Raw genomic sequence first — 18217 nt, 5'->3', positions numbered from 1 at the left:
CCCACCATCAGCCACGAAAATCACTAGGAGAAATCAATGACGTCACGACCGTTGCGATTCGCGCTGCTAGCCGGCGGACTCGCGCTCACCCTTGGAATGACGGCCTGCGGGCTTGACGCGCCCAAGGACTCAGGATCTTCGCCCGGTGCCACCGGGTCCGGAACCCTCACCATCTACACGGCGCGGGACAAGGGCCTGGCAACGGACGTGGTGGCTGACTTCGAAAAGGCCAACCCCGCCTACGCCGGCAAGGTCCAGGTTCTGACCCTCGGCGCCCAGGAAGCACTGGAACGCATCAAGGCCGAGAAGGCGAACCCCCAGGGCGACATCTGGTGGGGCGGTACGCAGCAGCAGATGCAGCAGGGGGCCTCCGAACAGGTCCTCGCGCCCGCCCCGAAGGCGGTCATCGACGCCGTCCCGGCAGCCCAGCGCGACCCGGAGGGCCTCTGGGTCGGTGAAATGAAGCTGGCCGAGGTCATCTTCTACAACAAGGACATGCTCTCCGCTGACCAAGCCCCCAAAGACTGGGACGACCTGATCAATCCCGCACTGAAGGGCAAGATCGCCATCCGCGACGTCCTGGCCTCGGGCACCATGCGGAGCATCTTCGCCTCCATGATCGACCGTAAGTTCGACGCGGCCGGCAGCCCTGACGCCGGCTATGAGTGGCTCAAGAAGCTCGACGCGAACACCAAGGTCTACGCCGCCAACCCCACGGATCTGTACCTGCGCATCACTCGCCAGGAAGCTGCCGTCACCGCCTGGAACCTGCAGGACGTCATGCTGCAGATCCAGAACCAGAAGGCACCCTACACCCCGGTGGTCCCCGCCTCCGGCGCACCCATGCTGATCGACGGCGTCGCTAAGATCAAGAACGGCCCGTCCTCCGCCGGCGCGGACGCGTTCCTTTCCTTCCTTTTGGGCCAGGACGAGCAGACCAAGCTCTCCGAGAAGTACTTCCAGATTCCCACCGTCACCCTGGCCAAGGAACCGGCTTGGCTGGCGGGCCTGAACCTGAAGGAAATGAAGGTCAACTGGGAGCGCGTCAACAAGAGCGAGCCCGAGTGGAGCAAGTACTGGGCCGCAAACATCAAGGGCCAGAACAAGAGCTAGTTCCCGCGCTGGCGGGACGGGCCAATTCTGCCCTGTCCCGCCGGCTACGGCGCGTTCGCCGGTCAGCACCTAACAACACCTCTGTGGAGTATCCATGACAAGCGTCTTCCTCAACGGGATCAGCAAGCAGTATCCGGGCGCCAAGCCCTCGGTTTCCAACCTCACCGTCACCATCGAGGACGGCGAGTTCTTCACCCTGCTGGGACCTTCGGGCTGCGGCAAGTCGACAACGCTGAGGATGGTGGCTGGGTTCATCCAGCCCACCAGCGGAAGCATCCACTTTGGTGACAGGGACGTGACCAACACGGCGCCGAACAAGCGCGATACCGGCATGGTCTTCCAGAACTATGCCCTGTTCCCGCATATGAGCGTCCGCGGAAACGTTGCCTACGGGCTGGACGTCCGTGGCATCGTAAAGCAGGAAAAAGCCAAGCGGATCAACGAGGCCCTGGCCCAGGTCGGTCTGGAGGAGCTCGGCGATCGCCGCATCGACATGCTCTCCGGCGGCCAGCAGCAACGCGTGGCGCTGGCCCGCGCGCTGGTGATCCGGCCGGCCGCGCTCCTGCTGGACGAACCCCTCTCGAACCTTGATGCCAAGTTGCGGGAGGAGACCCGCACCGAGATCAGGTCCACCCAGAAAGCCGCCGGCACCACCTGCCTCTACGTCACCCATGACCAGGCAGAAGCCATGGCCATGAGCGACCGGGTGGCCGTGCTTAACGCCGGGGAACTGCACCAGGTTGCCTCCCCCCGGGACGTCTACAACCGACCGGCCACGGCGTTCGTGGCCAGGTTCATCGGGCGCTCGAACGTACTGCCGTGCACCGTTCTCGGCGTCGACGGCGCCTCCGTGAGCGTCCGGCTTGCCGACGGCACCGTGCTCAAGGCGCCCCGGGTCGAAGACACGATCTCCGCCCGCGTCTCGGCCGGGGACCAGGCTGCCGTGTCGTTGCGCCCTGAATCCATTGTCTTGACGGTCAACCCGGGACCCGACGCCGCCGGACAACTGACTGGTCGCGTGTTGACGGCGGAGTTCACCGGCGCGGTCAACATCTATGAAGTCGACTGGCAGGGGCAAAAAATCGTCGTTTCGGCCCGGACAGCTTCGACCGCGCCGAACCGGGGGACCTGGTGGCCATGGCCCCGCACCAGGACCGGGTGTGGATGGTGGAGCCGTGAGCGTAGCCGCAGCCACGGTCAGGAAACGGTCTGCGCTCACCTCCTCAGACCGGTTCGTCTACCTGCTGGCCGCCCCGCTGGTGCTGGTGCTGCTCGTCTACCTCGTTGTGCCGATGTTTGCGACCGCCACCACCAGTGCGCAAGGCGGCGGCGCCGCCTACAGGGGCTTCTTCAATGGCAGCTCGGCGACGGCCTTGGGACTGTCGGTTGGGATCTCGCTCGCCTCGGTCCTCACCACGGGGGTCCTCGGCACGGCCCTCGCCGTCCTGCTGTCCCGGTTCGATTTCCCGGGCCGGAAGGTCCTCCGGCTCTTTGCCCTGCTCCCGATGGCCTTGCCACCGCTGATCGGCGCAGTCTCCTTCTACTTCCTATACGCCGAGAGCGGGATCCTGCCGCGTTTCCTCGCCCAATATCTTGGCGCCGACGCCGCTTCCGTCTCGGCCAACGGCGTCTGGGGTGTGCTTCTGGTTCACACCATGACGATGTACCCCTACTTCTACCTCGCAGTCACCGCGGCCCTGGCCGGTTCGGACGCCTCGATGGAGGAGGCCGCTCTGAACCTGGGCGCGAGTCGGTTCCGGATGTGGCGCACGGTGCTGCTGCCGATGCTGACGCCAGCCCTCGTGTCCGGGACGCTGCTGACCTTCATGGTCTCGATGGCGTCCTTCACCGCGCCGCAGTTCTACAACGTCCAGACCCTGACGATGCAGATTGTGGCGTCCCGGACCAGCGGCGCCTACGACGTGGCGGCCGCCCAGGCCGTGGTGCTGTCCGTCGTCTCCATCTGCTTCCTGCTGGCCATGCGCTGGTATGAAAACCGCCGCATCCACCGGGGCTCTTCAAAGGGAACCCCGCAGTCCGTCAAGGTCCTGCACGGCGTCCTTCCCCGCACGGCTGCCGGACTCGGGTCGCTCCTGCTGGTCCTCTTCCTGATGGCCCCGCCGGCCACCATCGCCCTGCTCTCCTTCACGGTCGACGGCTCCTGGACCACGCAGATCCTGCCGCCGGAATACACCCTCGAGAACTTCGCGCGAATCTTCACAGACCCGGTCACCCTGCGCCCCATTCTGGTCAGCGCCCAGATGGCGTTCGTGGCGATGCTCGGCTGCGTGCTGGTCGGTGTCCTCGCCGCCTGGGTGGTCACCCGCTGGAAAGGCCCGGGCAAAGCTCTGCTGGATGTGATGGTCATGCTGCCGTGGGCCCTGCCGGGCACCGTGATCGGCGTCAACATCGTCACGGCCTTCGCCAGCCCCACCCCCTTCAACCTGGGCCAGGTGCTCATCGGCTCGCTGTGGATCCTCCCGGTGGCCTACTTCGTCCGCTTCCTGCCGCTCGTCTTCCGTTCCGCCAACGCCTCGCTGGCGCAGATCGACCCGAGCGTCGAGGAAGCCGCGCGGAGCCTGGGCGCCGGACCGTGGCGGGCGCTGCGGACCGTCACGGTACCGCTGATGTCCCGCGGCATCATTGCCGGGGCGCTGATGGCCTTCATTCAGGGGTTCGGCGAATACGTGGCATCCGTGGTCGTCTACCCGGCACGCTACGCCCCGCTGTCCGTGGAGATCTACAACCGCATCTATTCCAACGAGTTCGGCACGGCAGCCGCCTACGGCACGCTCCAGATGGTGCTGATCCTCCTGGTGCTGGCCCTCTCTCAACGGCTCGAAAACCCGCGCCGGGCCCAGAAACCGCGTAAAGACACGCGAGGTAATTCCGCCGTGGCACTGACTCCCGTGCTCGCCCCCACGCTCAACCCGATCCACGAAACCGGTGATAAGAATGAACACGCCAACGAACCAGTCAATGCCGCGCCCCGCGCTTAAGCAGCGCGAGGACCTGTCCGTCTACTGGGACAATCACCTGCAGAGCGCCTTTGACGAAGCCGCACCGTACATCTACCCGGCCATGGTGGAGGCCAGCCTGGCTCACGTCCTGATGCTGACCCGGCAGGGCATCCTGCCCCGCACCCGGGGCGAGCTCCTCCTCAAGGGACTCTTGGCGTTGTGGGCCAGGACCGAGTCCGGCGAGCAGAGCTACGTGTTCGACGGCAGCGTCGAGGATCCGTACTACTTCCTCGAGCAGCAGCTGGCGACCGAATGCGGTATCCCGACGTCCGAGCTGGACGTGCAGCTGGCCAGGAGCCGGAACGACCTCGACGCCGGGGTGTTCCGGATGGTCCTGCGGCGCCAGCTGCTGGAACAGGCAGCCCTTGTGGTTCAGGCCGCTGCGGATGCCGCCACCCAGGCTGCGGCCAACGCAGACAGCCTGATCATCGGCTTCACCCACCGGCGCCCGGCGCAGCCGACGACGATCGGCCACGTCCTCGCCGGGCTCGCCGAGGCATTCCTGAGCCAGGGCAGGGAAATGCTCAGCGTCTACGAGGAGCTGAATGTGTCGCCGCTCGGATCGGCGGCGTTCACCGGCACGGACCTGCCTATCGACTCGTCGATGGTCGGCGAGCTGACCGGCTTTGATGCCAGCTTCACATCCAGTTACGAAGCTGTGGCCGGCGCGGAGCACTTCATGCGGCTGGCCGCGGTCCAGGCCAGGATCACGGCCACTGGCGCGCGGTTCTCCCGTGTGCTGCTGGAATGGATGACGTTCAAGTGGGTCGAAACTCCCACCGCCTATACCCAGGGCTCGTCGATCATGCCGCAGAAGAAGAACCCGGTGGTTCTGGAACACATGGTGTCCATGGCGGGCGTGACGGCAGCGGACATGGCCGCCACCTACGCCAACATCGGTTCGGCCTGGTATGAGGACTCCAACAACGCAACCACCGACGTTCAGAAACACCTATGGCGCGCTGGAGAACGAGTGGTGCGCTTCATGCGCATGATGGACGGACTCTTGCTGGACCTCCGCGTGCTTCAGCTGCCCGACCCCGCCGAAATCGTCGCCTCAGGAGCCACGACCACGGCAGTCGCGGAGGCACTGGCTGCCCTCGGCATACCGTGGCGCGGCGCCCACGACATTGTCGGGCGCCTGGTCCGCGCCAACGCCCCGGCGGACTGGACCGCCGACGGCGTCGCGAAGGCCTTTGCCGACGCCGGGCTGGACGCCACAGAGGACATTGTGACCACGACGCTCAACGCTGGACAGCAGCCGGCCCTGATTCTCGCCCGCACCCAGACAGGGAGCCCCGGCGCCGAGGCCGTCCGGCGCAACGCGACTCAGTCGCAGGAACGGGCCGAAGCCCTCGGCGTCGAACTCCAGCGGCGCCTGGGCCTGATCGACGCCGCCAGGGAACAGCTCCTGGAGACCGCGCGGGACGCCGCCGAAAGGAGCCGGTGGTGAGCGGTGGGATCACCATCGTCGGGAACACCAATATCGACGTTATGGTCGCCGACACGCGCGACCTTCCCGATCCGGGAACCGAGCGGGTGGTGTCTTCGATCTCCATCCGGCTCGGGGGTTCGGCCGGAAACTGGGCGGTCCGGTGCGCCGGGCTGAACTTCCCCACAACCCTGGTCAGCAGGGTCGGGGATGACGCCACGCTGCCGATCCTGGAGGCTGAACTACAGTACCCGTCGTTGGAGGCGCGCCTGCTTCGGACTCCCGGTGAGCCCAGCGGCATCTCGGTAGCCGTTGAGGCGCCGGGCCGTGACCGCGCCTTTCTATCCTCTCTCGGGGCCATGGCACTGATGCGGCCGGTCGACATTACCGAAGGGATGATCGACGCTCAGTACGTTGCCATGGCCGGCTACTTCCTGCTCCCCGGAATGCGGGGTCCTGCGCTCGCGGAGCTGTTTGGACGGGCCGGTCGGTCCGGTGCCCAAACCGTCCTGGACACCGGCTGGCCTCCGGAGGGGTGGAACAGGGTTACGCAGCAGGAAGTCCTGACGGCCCTCGACTCCGTTGATATTTTCCTGCCGAACGACGACGAACTCCACGGCCTCATGGATGACCAGGACACCGAGCGGGCAGCACGGGAACTGTCGGTCAGCACCAACACGCTTGTTGCCGTCAAGATGGGCGCCCGCGGCGCCGGCCTCGCCACTCCGGACGGTTCGTGGACCGCGGCCAACGCTGCTGCCGTCTGCGTTGTCGATTCCACTGGAGCCGGAGACGGCTTCAACGCCGCGTTCCTGGTGTCTGCGGCAAGGGGGGCAACGTGGCCCGCTGCACTGGCTGCCGCCGTCAGCTACGCCACCCAAATGGTGGCCACGGTGCCGGAACGGCGAGCCGAGGTGGGTCTTCCCCCGGGACCTCGGCCAACAGCGCGGGAAACGAGAGAAAGCATTGCGTAACGACGTCATCGACGGCCGTCCCACTGTCCAGGGCCTGTCGATTATCGATTTCCACCTGCATTTCCGGATGCCGCACGACCCGCTGACCCGCTCCCTGAGCGGCGGACAGTTCGGACCATCCGGCACGGCGGCGCGGAGCGGCTGCGAGGAGTTCGACGCCGGTCAAGCGGCCCGATCCGCCGCCGTCGCCCGGACGTCAGCGCAGTGGCGCACGAGCTGGGACTTCCCCGACCCCGAACCTATGTCGGCGGATGCCGGCTGGGAAGCGGAGGCGGACCGCTGGGTTACGGAGCTGGACCACCACGGGATCGAACATGCCGCTTTTGTTACGGCTGGCGGAAACGACGCCATGACTGCCCTTGTCGACCGTGGCGCGGGGCGGTTCCTGGGGATGGCCGCCATGGCAGATCCCTTTTCCCCTGGGGCCGCACACGACTTCGAAGCGGCCGTCGCCGGGGGAGGACTCCGCGGGCTGAAACTCTTTGCTCCGCTGGCCTCGTCGGGGATGGACGACGCAGCCGCTGATCCAGTCTGGGATGTCGCGTCCCGATACAACGTCCCTGTTCTCATTCACTTCGGTCACTGCGGATCGGCCGGCGGCGTTGCGCACAACGCCTTCAGCAACCCGGCCAGCCTTGAACGCGCGGCGAAGATGTACCCCGAAGTCACCTTCGTCATCCCGCACTTCGGGATCCAGCACGTGCAGGAGGTGCTGTTCCTGATGTGGGCGTGCCCCAACGTGGTGGTAGACACCTCAGGCTCCAACCAGTGGGTCAGGTACATGGCCCAGCGGCTCACCCTGGAGGACCTCTTCCGCAGGTTTTACGAAACGATGGGGCCGGAACGGATCGTCTTTGGCTCTGACTCCTCCTGGTTTCCCCGCGGTTTCGCCAGGAGATACCTGGCGGACCAGCTCAGGATCTGCTGGGAAATGGGCATGCCGGCCGCCGAGCTTCAACAGATCTTCGGCGGAAATGCCGCGCGGCTGCTAAAGCTGGACGGGTGGCGGCCTGCTTCCGACGCCGCTGTCGTTCCGGGCAGCCCCGACGCCGAAGAGCCGCGATGAGCCCGCTCAAGGGGCAGAAGCTGACAGTTAGCGTCCACGCTTCCGCCGGCGACGCCGGGGCTGCCGCCGCCGAACACGTGGCCGGGCTTGTGCGTCCCAACCCAACCGCCGTCTTGGGACTCGCCACCGGCTCTTCGCCGCTCCCTCTATATCAGGCACTCCAACAGGCGGACCTCAATCTCGCGGCGGTTACCGCTTTTGCACTGGACGAATACGTGGGGTTGCCGGCAGGGCACGCGCAAAGCTACGCCAGTGTCATCCGGTCACAGGTGGTTGAGCCGCTTGGCCTGACACCGGCACGGGTCCACGTCCCCGACGGCAACCGGGCGGAGGTGAACGCCGTCGGCGAGGCCTACGAAGCCCAAATCCTTGCGGCTGGCGGGATCGACCTGCAGATCCTGGGTATCGGATCAAACGGTCACATCGGATTCAACGAACCGCGCTCGCCTTTCTCGTCCCGGACCCGGGTGGTGGCGCTCGCCGACCGGACGCGGCAGGACAACGCGCGATTCTTTGAGTCTCCTGAAGCTGTACCAACCCACGCGGTCACCCAGGGGCTGGCGACAATATTCCAGGCACGGCACCTGCTCTTGATTGCCCATGGTCCGGGCAAGGCACAGGCCATCAAACGGGCACTGACGGGACCCGTGACGGAGGACGTCCCGGCGTCGATCCTTCAGCTCCACCCCAGTGTCACGGTGTACCTGTCCAAGGCGGCAGCCGCCCTGCTCTAAGACACGGCCGAGAACGCCGCTGTGGGCTGAGAGACGCCGCATTGACCGGCGCGGAGGTATCGACCCTGAAGGTCCGGCCCACGCCAACCGGCACGCCCAATTCGTCCCCAAACTGCGCAGCGGGGGTGCTTTTGCCCGCGCAGGGGAGTCCGTTGATCAGGGTTCGCCCCGATTGTGGCGTGGCGGCCGCTAGTCTTCAGCTCATGACCCCCGTAATTGCCCTCGCATTCTGTGCGGTACTTGCTGCCCTTGCTTTGTTCCAGCTGCTGCTCATTGTTGGCTTTCCGCTCGGCCGGTTCGCCTGGGGCGGCCAAAACGAGGTCCTGCCGGCCCGGTTCCGGGCAGGAAGTGCCGTGGCGGTCGTAGTCTATGCGGCCTTTGCGACGGTCGCCCTGGACCGCGCCGGGCTGGTCAGTGCCCTCCCCGGGGACTCCATTGCGATTATCGCGATGTGGGTGGTTGCGGCCTACTTGTCGCTGAGCGTGCTGCCCAATCTCGCTTCGAAGAGCCGCCACGAAAAGCGCGTCATGGTTCCGGTCTCCCTTGTGCTCGCCGTGCTGGCGTTCCTCATCGCCCTGGGCTGACCCAGACGCACGTTCCTTGCATTCTTGCTTCAAGCCCCAATGGTGGCTACGAAGCGTTCAACAGCGGTGAACGCTTGGGCCTGAACTGCTTGGGAGGCGCGCCAGTCGTTCGGAACCTGCAGGGAGTGGTCGGCGTCGTGGATCTCAACGAACGTGGCTGCGCTCTCGGTCAAGCCGGCGGTGACCCAGAACTTGTCACGCTCTCCGCCGATCAGCAGGTCGGACTTACTGGTTTCACTCAGTGTTCGGCGAATCACGTCGTCCGTGAGGATGGGGGTGAGCCAGATGGCCGGCACGTTGGCCGCGTCCGCCCACGGCATCGCGAACGTGCCGAACGACTTGGCCACGATGAGTCGTTGCCCGGCCGCCGGCGCCTCGGCGAATGCCTGTTCCACGGCCCTGGCAGCGAACCCGTGGGGGTCATCGCCGGGCTCGTCGTTGGTCCAGCGAACCGCGCGGACGTGCCAGCCGCGGTCCTTGAGCATTTCTGCCGGCCAATACAGCAGGGGAGCCTCGACCTTGTAGCCGGCGCCGGGGAGAACGGCGGCGACCTTGAGTTCCCCTTCTTGATGTTGTGCACAACCGGGCCAGAGGAATGTCTCCATGCCGACGATCCTAAGGCGGCACGCGGTCCGGCCGGGGAATCCCCGCCGGACAAGCGCGCCGTGGCCGCCTGTGCGACAAGTACAGGTCGCCGCCTGTGCGACAAGTACAGGTCAAGGAGCGTCGGTACCCCTCGTGTCGCTTCCCCGGCCCATTACGCAAACTTTTTGTATCCTAATTTTGTTTAGGCAAGCCTAAACTAATACTATCGACCGGGTGACCACGCAGCTTGACTTTATGCAGGTGCCCTTTGCCGCTGATTTAGCGAGCTACGGGGACCGGCCCGCCGTTCTTACCGACACCCTGACGCTGAGCTACCGAGAACTGGCCGAACGCGTCGAGGACCTGGCCGTCCGGCTCGGCACCGGACGGCGCCTAGTGGCGCTGACGGTCGCCAACGACGTCGACTCGCTAGTCGCCTATCTGGCGGCGTTGGTGGGCCGACACCCGCTGATCCTCTTGCCCGAGGACAAGCCTGCCGCCCTGGACTCCCTCATTGCGGCCTACGACCCCGACGTCGTCCTCCGCTCCGGCAGCGGACAGACGGTCCTGGAGGAGCGCCGGCCGGGCACGCGGCACGAGCTACATCCCGATCTCGCCCTCCTGCTCAGCACGTCCGGATCTACCGGATCGCCCAAGCTGGTCCGCCTCTCGCACGCCAACCTGCAGTCGAACGCCGAGTCGATTGCCGAGTACCTTGACATCTCCCCGGACGACCGCGCCGCGACGACGCTGCCGATGTCTTACTGCTACGGGCTGTCGGTGATCAACAGCCACTTGCTCCGCGGTGCCGGACTGGTCCTCACCAGCCTTTCCGTCGTTGACCCATGCTTCTGGGAGCTCTTCCGAAACCGAGGGGCGACGGCGTTCGCGGCCGTTCCCTACACCTTCGAGCTGTTGGAACGCGTGGGGTTCGCGGAGATGGAGCTGCCCGGGCTGCGCTATGTCACCCAGGCCGGTGGCCGGTTGGCCCCGGAGTCGGTGAGTCGATACGCCGAACTTGGACGACGGAAGGGCTGGGATCTTTTCGTGATGTACGGCCAGACGGAGGCCACTGCACGAATGGCGTACCTGCCGCCGGAACTCGCCGCCACCGTCCCCGGTGCCGTCGGCGTCCCCGTGCCCGGCGGCTCCTTCCGGATCGACCCAGTGCCCGGCTTGGAGCACGGCGAACTGGTCTACACCGGCCCCAACGTCATGCTTGGCTATGCCGAGAGCCCGGCGGACCTCGCCGCCGGGCGGACCATCACGGAGCTCCGCACCGGTGATCTCGCACGGAAACACCCCGCCGGGGTCTTCGAAGTGGTGGGCCGGCGCAGCAGGTTCGTCAAAATCGTCGGACTGCGCGTCGACCTGGGGCAGGTGGAGCGCATCCTCGCCGAGCTCGGCGTGCAAGCAGCCGCAGCCGGTTCGGACGACGGCGTCGTCGTCGCCGTCGAGGGCGACCACGATACCCGCCTGCTAGGCAAGGTACTCGCCCAGGGTATGGGCCTGCCGCGCGCAGCCCTCGAGCTTCACCCCGTCCGGCAGCTCCCGCGCCTGGCCACGGGCAAACTCGACTATCCGGCCATCCTGTCGCTGTCCCGGCCCGAGCGCGAGCCCGCGGGCGGGGCGGCGGGCACCGACGCCGTCGGCCCGGGCAGTGTCCGCATGATCTTCCGGGACGCGCTGGAGTGTGACGAAGTTTCCGACGGCGACACCTTCGTCTCGCTCGGCGGTGACTCGCTGTCCTACGTGGCAGCGTCGGTCCGGCTGGAGCGCGCCTTGGGCCACCTCCCGCAGGATTGGCATGTGACGCCTGTCCGGGACCTGGAACAGAGAGTCGGCGGGGTGCCGGTCCGGAAACGGCGGCGGTTCTTCGCGCCGCTCGAAACGAGCATCGTGCTGCGGGCTGTGGGGATTGTCCTGATCGTCAGCACCCATGTCGGGCTCTTCAAGTGGCAGGGTGCGGCCCACGTGCTCATGGCCGTGGCCGGATACAACTTTGCCCGCTTTCAGCTGTCCGGGGAGCGCTTGCCGCGGCTACGACGTCAACTCGCGAGCGCGGCCAGAATCGTGGTGCCCAGCATGGCGTTCATCCTGTTCGCCTTTCTGGTCACTGACAACTACGCACCCGCCAACATCCTGCTCCTGAACGCCGTCATCGGGCCCGAAGCGGTGACCACGCAGTGGCACTTCTGGTTCGTCGAAGTCCTTGTCTATCTGCTCCTGGCCATGACAGCTGTGCTGGCCGTTCCCTGGGCTGACCGCGCCGAGCGGCGCTCCCCCCTACTGTTCCCGCTCGCCCTGACCGGCGCGGGCCTCTTCACCCGCTACGAGCTGGTTAATCCGGGCGTTCCCCACACGGCGCCCGCTCTCTGGCTCTTCGCCCTGGGCTGGGCCATCGCGCGGTCCCGGACCGCGGCCCAGCGCTGCGTGGTCTCGGCCGTCGCCGTGTGGACCGTCCCGGGATTTTTTGAGGACGCCGCCCGGGAAGGCACGCTGCTGGCCGGGATCCTGCTGCTCGTCTGGCTGCCCAGCATCCCGGTGCCTGCGGGCCTCCGCCGGCTCACGGTGGTGCTCGCGAGCGCCTCGCTCTATGCCTACCTCGTCCACTGGCTGGTGTACCCGCCCCTGGCCGCGATAAGCCCGGCCCTGGCGGTCGCGGGCTCGCTGGCCACGGGGGTGGCGTACTGGGCGCTGTGGATGCGCATGATGAAGGCAGCCAGCCGGTGGAGTGCCGGCTTACTCCTCACGAGAACGACCCCGCGGCCGGCGCCGGGTCAGGGGCCCGAGAGCCCCAGCCGCGGATAGAGGACGTCGAAACCCGCGGCAAGTCCGCCGTTCAGCGCCCCGATCACGTGGCCGCCATTGGGAACTTCGTAGTACGTGACGGTCATCCCGGCGGCGGTTGCCGCGGCAGAAAGGTGGCGGGCAGCCTCCAAATACACCGGATCGTCGGTGGACGCGGTGAAGATGGCGGTGGTGTCCGGGTACTTCCGCTGCTTCAGGATGTTGGCCGGCTTCTCGGCGTCGTAGGCCGCCTGGCGGCCGCCGAACATCTCCCGGAGGTTGACCTCGGGCTCTTCCGCTCCCGGATATTCCTCGCCGGAGATGTCCAGGACATTGCCCCAGACCGAGGGGTACTTTGCGGCGAAGGAGATCGCGCACTGCCCGCCGTGGGAATAGCCGGCGATGGTCCAGTACTTCCGGTCGTCGATGATGTTCAGGTGGCTCCGCGCCCAGTCCACCACATCTCGGTTGATGAACGTTTCGGGATGTCCGTACAGTGGCGAGTCCAGGCAGAGGTTGTCGACGGCGGGGTTCCCGAGTTGGTCCGCGACAATCACGATGGGTGCCAACCCGTCGTGACGCGAGGCGTAGTCGTTCAGAATCGTTTTGACGTATTGAGGGTCGGGATTCCCTGGCTGCCCCATCATGAAAACCACCAACGGCAGCGCTGGCGGGTCTTTGACCAGGGCCGCCGGAGGAAGGTACAGCCCGGCCGGCCGGGAATTGAAACCTGAGGCCTTCGGCGGGATGGCCACCTGGGCCGTCGTCCCCTCCGACGCCAGCTCTTCAGGCGGCTTCCAACGCTGCCACAGCGGCGACTGAGGTTGGGTCCGGGTATGGGGTTTGATGGGATCCAGTTCGATCTTCGGGGCCAAGGAAATCCCCAACAAGGAAGCCACCGTTGGGTGCAGTCCGTAGTAGGCGTTGACCCCCAGCACGGCGGTCACAGTAAAAATGAGGGCCGCGGCACACGCCAGCGCGTTCCGCCACGGGCGTGATCGATGCAGGCTGGCCGTGCACATTCCCAGTCCTGCGAAACCCGCGATCACCCACAACCGTACGTGCCACCCGAGCGGGCCGCCGAAGGCGTGCATGAGGCCTTCGGAAACAAGTAGTGCCAGGGCACCGACGGCGGCGCCAACCACCGCCGCCTTCGCCGGGAGAACGTGGAGCCGCAGCGGCCATCCCAGCAGAAGGGCGACGGCACTAACCAGGCTCAGCGCGTAAAAGGCAAGGATCAGGGGGCCGTCAACGATGTTGAGGGTCAGCCAAAAGGAATCCATAGAACCCAAGAATGCTCTTTCCGGGAACCGTCCCCGGCCGGGACGGCACCTCCCGGGGCTTGAGGGGGCCGGTGCGCGCGATGAACCGAGACCGGGCTGTGGCTGCGGTCACCGCGTTGATCATACTGCCGCGGCAGGCTCCAGACCGAGTTGCGAGGACGTCACACACAAACAGCAACGGAAACGCCACCCGTCAAATGACGGGTGGCGTTTCCTGGCGTTTCCTGGCGTTTCCTGTGCCGGCAGAGAGAGTCCGGCGAGCGGGGCCTACTTGTCGCGGGTTTCGGCGTCGTCCTCGTTCTTGGTGATGGACTCAACGGCGCCGGTCCGTTCGTCGAGCAGGACCTTGTCGGTGCGGGGTTCATCGAAGTTGAACATCGCCTTCAGCGAGCCGGCGTCGGCGTCGGCAGAGGAATCACCGACCTGGCCGGTGTGCCAGTTGTCCTCGATGAAGCGCAGAATCGAGGCCTGATCCGTCTGGGTGTGGTCCACGAAGTTCTTCTTCGCGTACGGGGAGATGACCACCAGCGGCTGGCGCGGGCCCGGTCCGCAACGGTCGGCGTAGCCGCCCGCCATGGGGACGCCGCTGGCGGCGGCGCTCTGGCACCAGGCGGCGTCGTCGGCGGTGTTGGAGGAGTTCTTCACCTTCGCGGCGGCGTGGTCGTACCAGCCATCCGAGTCGTCGTAGGCGAGGACTACGGCGGTGTTCTCCCAGTTCTTGGACTTCTGGATCTGGTTGACCGTGGCGGTGATGAAGTTCTGCTCATCGATCGGGTCGGAGTAGGCGGCGTGGCCGTCCTGGTACATGCCCGCCTTCAGGAAAGACACGGCCGGCATGTTGTCCGTGTTCACCACCTTGTTGAAGTCGGTCAGGTCGTACTGGTGGTTTGCCTGGCCGTTGTGGCCGATCTCCGCGTCGGACGCCGGTGCGACGTGGTGCGGGTTGGCGGTGGAGGCGTAGTACTGGAACGGCTGGTGGTGCGGGGAATAGTCAACAACGCTGGCACCGGCCGCGTTCGTGTGGCTGGACAAGCACGCCGCCGGAGCCGTGGCGGTGGCCGCGGTGGTCGGCGTGAAGCCGCCCTGGAACCAGCCCCAGGACGTGCCCTTGGCGTTGAGCAGGTCGCCGATGTTCTTGCCGTTCATGCCGGCCAGATTGTTGGTTTTGGCGTGGCTGTTGTTCGAGCAGTCGTCGTAGACCGGGTCCGGGTCGTTGATGACGGTGCCGACGCCCTTGGAATCCGGCTGGCGGACGGTGTAGTCGCTCGTGGCAGATGCGGCGGGCTGTCCCGTGGCGGTGAACTCGGTGGCCCCGTGTGTCTGGCCGGAGACCAGGTTCAGCGCTCCCGGGGTGGACGGGCCGAAGACGGTGCTGTAGTGGTTGTCGCTCATGGCGTAGTGCTGGGCGTAGTTCCAGATGCCGGTGACAGTGTTGCCGTCGTAGTAGTCCATGGTCAGCCCGTTGCGGCCGTACTGATTGGTGCCGCAGGCGTCCCGGCTGGTGTATTCGACGAACTTGTCCATCAGGCCGCCGTTGTACGCCTTCTGCTCGGCGCCGTAGTTGTGGTCCTGGTCGCAAGTGACGGCCTGCTGGGGCGTGAGCCGGGAGGGCTGGACGGAGTTGGGGTTGTTCGGGGCCAGCAGGCCGGCGGCGGCCAGGGTGTCGATCTTCTTGGGCGTGTTCTTCGCGGCGGTGAACGTCGCCGTCTTGGTGCCTGAGCCCTGCTGGGTTTCCCCGGGGATGTTCGCGGCCTTCGGGTACGTGGCGAAGTAGTGGTCGAAGGAGACGTTCTCCTGGAAGATCACCACTACGTGCTGGATCGGCGTCGCCGTGCCGCCGTGGTGGTCCTCGCCGCTGGCGGTGGCCGGGCTGACGCCGACTAGGCCGGCCGTCAGGGCCGAGGCCGCCAGCGCTGTGGCGCCGGTGGCGGCGGCGACGCGCCTGCGGGTGGAGCGGTGGGCTGGAGGAATCATGATTTTCCGATCTTTTCGGGTCCTGCGGGGGTGCCGTTTTTAGTTGGCGGGGGTGACGGTCGCTTCGTAGCTGAGGATTTCAGTGCCGTTTCCTTCGTCGCCGTTGTCCGGGGCCACCTTCATGGTGAGGTGGTCGCCGTCGGCGGTCATTTTGAAGGGGTTGCGGGTGGCGACGTGTCCGGCGGTGGACCACTGCTGGAACGGCACATCGCGGGTGACGTCGTGGGACTTCAGGTCGATCATGGCCATCCCGCCGAGCTCATAGGTGGCGCCGGCGCCGCCGGCCGCTGGGGTCTGCGGGAGGTTGGTGATGCCGCCGCAGAGCATCTTGGAGTTGGGCACGTACTGGCAGTCCTGATAGTCGATGAAGAAGTTCGGGTTCTGCCAGGTGCCCAGCTGCTTGCCCTGGAGGTCCCATTCGGCGAAGTGCCGGGAACCCCAGGTATTGCCGACCAGGTGGCCGGTCTGCTTGTCCATCACGATGCCGCCGAAGTGGTCCTTCACCTCGAACTGTTTGTGCACGTCAAGTGTCTTGGCGTCGACCTTGTAGATGATCGCGCTGCTGTCCGGCCGGTACTGGGCCACCGGGACCCAGACGTTGGTGCCGTCGAAGTCGATGCCGCCGGGGTGGTACATGTCGCCCTCGCCAAGGGTGATGTCCTTTTGCAGTTTTCCGGCCTTGTCCATGACGAACAGGTGGCCGATGCCCTTGCCGGGGGTCCGGTCGAAGCCGTTTTGCGGCGTCGCGAACTTGGTGGTGGGCTCGGTGATCTGGACGGCCGAGAGGAAGATGTGGTCCTCGCTGAAGGCGATTCCCTCGGTGTGGTAGGTCGGGAAGTCCAGCTTCAGCTTGGACGTCTGCTGCCATTTCGTGTTGCGGTCGACGCCGTTGAACGCGTCGGCCAGTGCGGTGGTCGTTTCGTGGTGCGTACCGGCGTCGTTGGTTCCGTTCTGAGCGTTATTGCCCGCAGCCTCGGCGGCAGCGGTGCCGCCGATTGCGGACACGGCCAGGACCATGGTTGCGGCGGCCATCAGGATGCTTCGGGCGCGGGGGGTGCTCATGGGGAGCCTCTCAAAGGTCGGATCTCTGGGACATCCCCAAGTTACTTACTGGTAATGAACCCCGCATGGAGCGATGGTGAACAGCAAGCTGACTATCTGCCGGGTGGTGCGGCAGTGTGCCTACTGCGCCGTGTTGCCCCGTTGTGTGGCCACAACGCGCCTAGACTGGGCCAAATGACGCCAGAACCAATCCTTGCTGCGAGCGGGAAGAACTCCCTCTGCGTCAATGGCGGAATCATTGAATCTGTCTGGGCCCCGGGTTCGTTCGTGGACGTCGTCGACGCCCGGGACGCCATGCGGGCCACGGCGCTGCTGGCCCAGGCCGGGCGGATGCCGATGCTCTCGGTCATGACGGACGTGGAGATCAGCGCCGCGGCCCGGTACGAGTTTGCCAAGTCGGCCGATGTGCTCGCCATTGCCGTCCTGGGATCCAGCGCGGTGGACCGCGTCGTGGCTGCGGCAACCAGCCGGGACACGCAGTACCCGCACGAATTTTTCACTTCACGGGACGACGCCGTGGCGTGGCTCAGCGGGTTCGTCCGCAGCCCCGGCGGCCTTGCACACGACCAACACGAGGCCACGGCGCCGGTGCCCCGCTCCCGCTGAGTCCCGGCTAGATCCCCAGGATCAGCCCGGCACGACCTCCCGCTCTTGCCTCATCGACCCAGGGCTCATGCGTTCTTCCCGACGACGGCTCGCGCCGTTTCGCGCTGGGTGGCGGCCCAGCTGGCAAGGACTTTCAGCGCATCCTCGGACGGTGTGCCGGGATCTGCCGTGTAGACGTTGATGCGCAGCCCCGGGTCGGCCGGCAGTTCAAGCGCTTCAAAGGCCAAGTCAAGGTCCCCAACGATCGGGTGGTGGAGCCGCTTTCGGCCGGTGCGGTGGTATTTCACATCGTGCCGGGCCCACCGGGTGCGGAACTCCTCGCTGCGGGTAGAGAGCTCCCCGATCAGGTCCGTGAGGTCCTTGTCGTACGGATTCTTCCCTGCCGCGGAGCGCAGCACAGCGACAATGTCATCCGCCGCGCGTTCCCAATCGGAAAAGAAGTCCCGCGCCTTCGGGTTCAGGAAGGTGAACCGCGCGCTGTTCGGCGGGGTGGTCTGTTCAGCCATCAAATCCAGGTAAAGCGCACGGCCCAGCTCGTTGGCGGCCAGGACGTCCCCGCGGTCGTTGCGGACCCAGGCCGGCGCGGCCGTGACCGCGTCGATGACGCGTTGCACGCTCGGCCGCACTGTCTGCGGGCTGCGCTTCCGCCGCACCCGGGGAGCGGCCGTGGCAGCGCGGGCCAGATCGAAAAGGTGGGCCGTTTCGGCGTCGTCGAGCTTCAGGGCCCGGGCGAGGGCCTCGAGGACGCTGTCGGAGGCGCCGGAGAGGTTTCCCCGCTCGAGGCGGATGTAGTAATCGATGCTCATCCCGGCGAGCATCGCCACTTCCTCGCGGCGCAGGCCGGTGACACGCCGGTTCCCGCCGTAGGCTGGCAGCCCGGCCTCATCCGGCGTGATCCTTGCGCGGCGGGAGGTCAGGAACTTCCGCACGTCGTCACTGTTTGTCATGGCTTCCACGCTACGCCGCAGCCACGGGTCGAGGGAGGGTCTGCCGT

The 18217-nt window shown here is 66.3% G+C and carries 15 protein-coding genes and 2 pseudogenes; 11 read left to right on the top strand and 6 right to left on the bottom strand.

From position 1 onward, the window contains the following. Positions 1-36: 36 nt before the first annotated feature. Both FFF93_RS14745 and FFF93_RS17270 read left to right on the top strand, forming a co-directional pair. Complete coding sequence (locus FFF93_RS14745; RefSeq protein ID WP_138768254.1) at positions 37-1113, top strand: extracellular solute-binding protein; 1077 nt, start codon at positions 37-39, stop codon at positions 1111-1113. A 94-nt stretch (positions 1114-1207) separates the two neighbouring features. After that, positions 1208-1633: pseudogene (locus FFF93_RS17270) on the top strand (ABC transporter ATP-binding protein); the annotation flags it as partial. Positions 1634-1872: 239 nt separating this feature from the next. Here the strand turns inward: FFF93_RS17270 and FFF93_RS17175 are convergent. Further along, a complete protein-coding gene (locus FFF93_RS17175; RefSeq protein ID WP_261375174.1) occupies positions 1873-2079 on the bottom strand; it encodes a hypothetical protein in 207 nt (68 codons plus the stop codon). Here FFF93_RS17175 and FFF93_RS17265 point away from each other — a divergent pair. From FFF93_RS17265 to FFF93_RS14710, 7 genes and pseudogenes are all read left to right on the top strand, one after another. Further along, a pseudogene (locus FFF93_RS17265) lies at positions 1991-2179 on the top strand (TOBE domain-containing protein); the annotation flags it as partial. The gene FFF93_RS17175 and the pseudogene FFF93_RS17265 sit on opposite strands and share 89 nt — an antisense overlap. Positions 2180-2288: 109 nt before the next feature. After that, a complete protein-coding gene (locus FFF93_RS14735) occupies positions 2289-4112 on the top strand; it encodes an iron ABC transporter permease (protein WP_261375173.1) in 1824 nt (607 codons plus the stop codon). After that, entirely contained in the window at positions 4069-5586 is a 1518-nt protein-coding gene (locus FFF93_RS14730) for a lyase family protein (RefSeq protein ID WP_222424629.1), read from the top strand. The genes FFF93_RS14735 and FFF93_RS14730 overlap by 44 nt, the downstream gene beginning before the upstream one ends. Then, positions 5583-6539, top strand: coding sequence for a carbohydrate kinase family protein (locus tag FFF93_RS14725; RefSeq protein ID WP_138768255.1), 957 nt, complete (start codon positions 5583-5585; stop codon positions 6537-6539). Before FFF93_RS14730 ends, FFF93_RS14725 begins: the two co-directional genes overlap by 4 nt. Continuing rightward, the gene (locus FFF93_RS14720; protein ID WP_222424628.1) at positions 6532-7605 is read left to right on the top strand and encodes an amidohydrolase family protein; all 1074 of its coding nucleotides are present in this window, start codon (positions 6532-6534) and stop codon (positions 7603-7605) included. Before FFF93_RS14725 ends, FFF93_RS14720 begins: the two co-directional genes overlap by 8 nt. Then, positions 7602-8339, top strand: a complete 738-nt coding sequence (locus FFF93_RS14715; RefSeq protein ID WP_138768256.1) for a glucosamine-6-phosphate deaminase — start codon at positions 7602-7604, stop codon at positions 8337-8339. Before FFF93_RS14720 ends, FFF93_RS14715 begins: the two co-directional genes overlap by 4 nt. 203 nt (positions 8340-8542) lie before the next feature. Then, a complete protein-coding gene (locus tag FFF93_RS14710; protein WP_138768257.1) occupies positions 8543-8923 on the top strand; it encodes a hypothetical protein in 381 nt (126 codons plus the stop codon). Between the two features lie 29 nt (positions 8924-8952). On the opposite strand, the gene FFF93_RS14705 is transcribed toward FFF93_RS14710, so the two are convergent. Further along, on the bottom strand, positions 8953-9528 hold the full coding sequence (locus FFF93_RS14705) for a hypothetical protein (RefSeq protein WP_138768258.1): 576 nt from the start codon (positions 9526-9528) through the stop codon (positions 8953-8955). Between the two features lie 214 nt (positions 9529-9742). On the opposite strand from FFF93_RS14705, the gene FFF93_RS14700 reads away from it, so the two are divergent. After that, complete coding sequence (locus tag FFF93_RS14700) at positions 9743-12319, top strand: AMP-binding protein (protein ID WP_315851458.1); 2577 nt, start codon at positions 9743-9745, stop codon at positions 12317-12319. Here FFF93_RS14700 and FFF93_RS14695 read toward each other — a convergent pair. The 3 genes from FFF93_RS14695 to FFF93_RS14685 form a co-directional block, all read right to left on the bottom strand. Then, on the bottom strand, positions 12289-13581 hold the full coding sequence (locus FFF93_RS14695) for an esterase family protein (RefSeq protein ID WP_138768259.1): 1293 nt from the start codon (positions 13579-13581) through the stop codon (positions 12289-12291). The two genes, FFF93_RS14700 and FFF93_RS14695, sit on opposite strands and share 31 nt — an antisense overlap. Before the next feature lie 267 nt (positions 13582-13848). Then, positions 13849-15555, bottom strand: a complete 1707-nt coding sequence (locus FFF93_RS14690; protein ID WP_138768260.1) for a phospholipase C — start codon at positions 15553-15555, stop codon at positions 13849-13851. Positions 15556-15594: 39 nt separating this feature from the next. Further along, on the bottom strand, positions 15595-16617 hold the full coding sequence (locus tag FFF93_RS14685) for a DUF6454 family protein (protein WP_138768261.1): 1023 nt from the start codon (positions 16615-16617) through the stop codon (positions 15595-15597). 174 nt (positions 16618-16791) lie between these two features. On the opposite strand from FFF93_RS14685, the gene FFF93_RS14680 reads away from it, so the two are divergent. Next, positions 16792-17223, top strand: a complete 432-nt coding sequence (locus FFF93_RS14680; RefSeq protein WP_186372170.1) for an STAS/SEC14 domain-containing protein — start codon at positions 16792-16794, stop codon at positions 17221-17223. A gap of 65 nt (positions 17224-17288) precedes the next feature. Here FFF93_RS14680 and FFF93_RS14675 read toward each other — a convergent pair whose 3' ends face one another. After that, entirely contained in the window at positions 17289-18170 is an 882-nt protein-coding gene (locus FFF93_RS14675; RefSeq protein ID WP_138768262.1) for a helix-turn-helix transcriptional regulator, read from the bottom strand. Between the last annotated feature and the right edge of the window lie 47 nt (positions 18171-18217).

Origin of the sequence: Arthrobacter sp. KBS0702, assembly GCF_005937985.2 — a bacterium.
Taxonomy (GTDB): Bacteria; Actinomycetota; Actinomycetes; order Actinomycetales; family Micrococcaceae; genus Arthrobacter.
The sequence above is the reverse complement of the archived record's forward strand: the minus strand, read 5'-3'. Positions and strand labels throughout refer to the sequence as shown.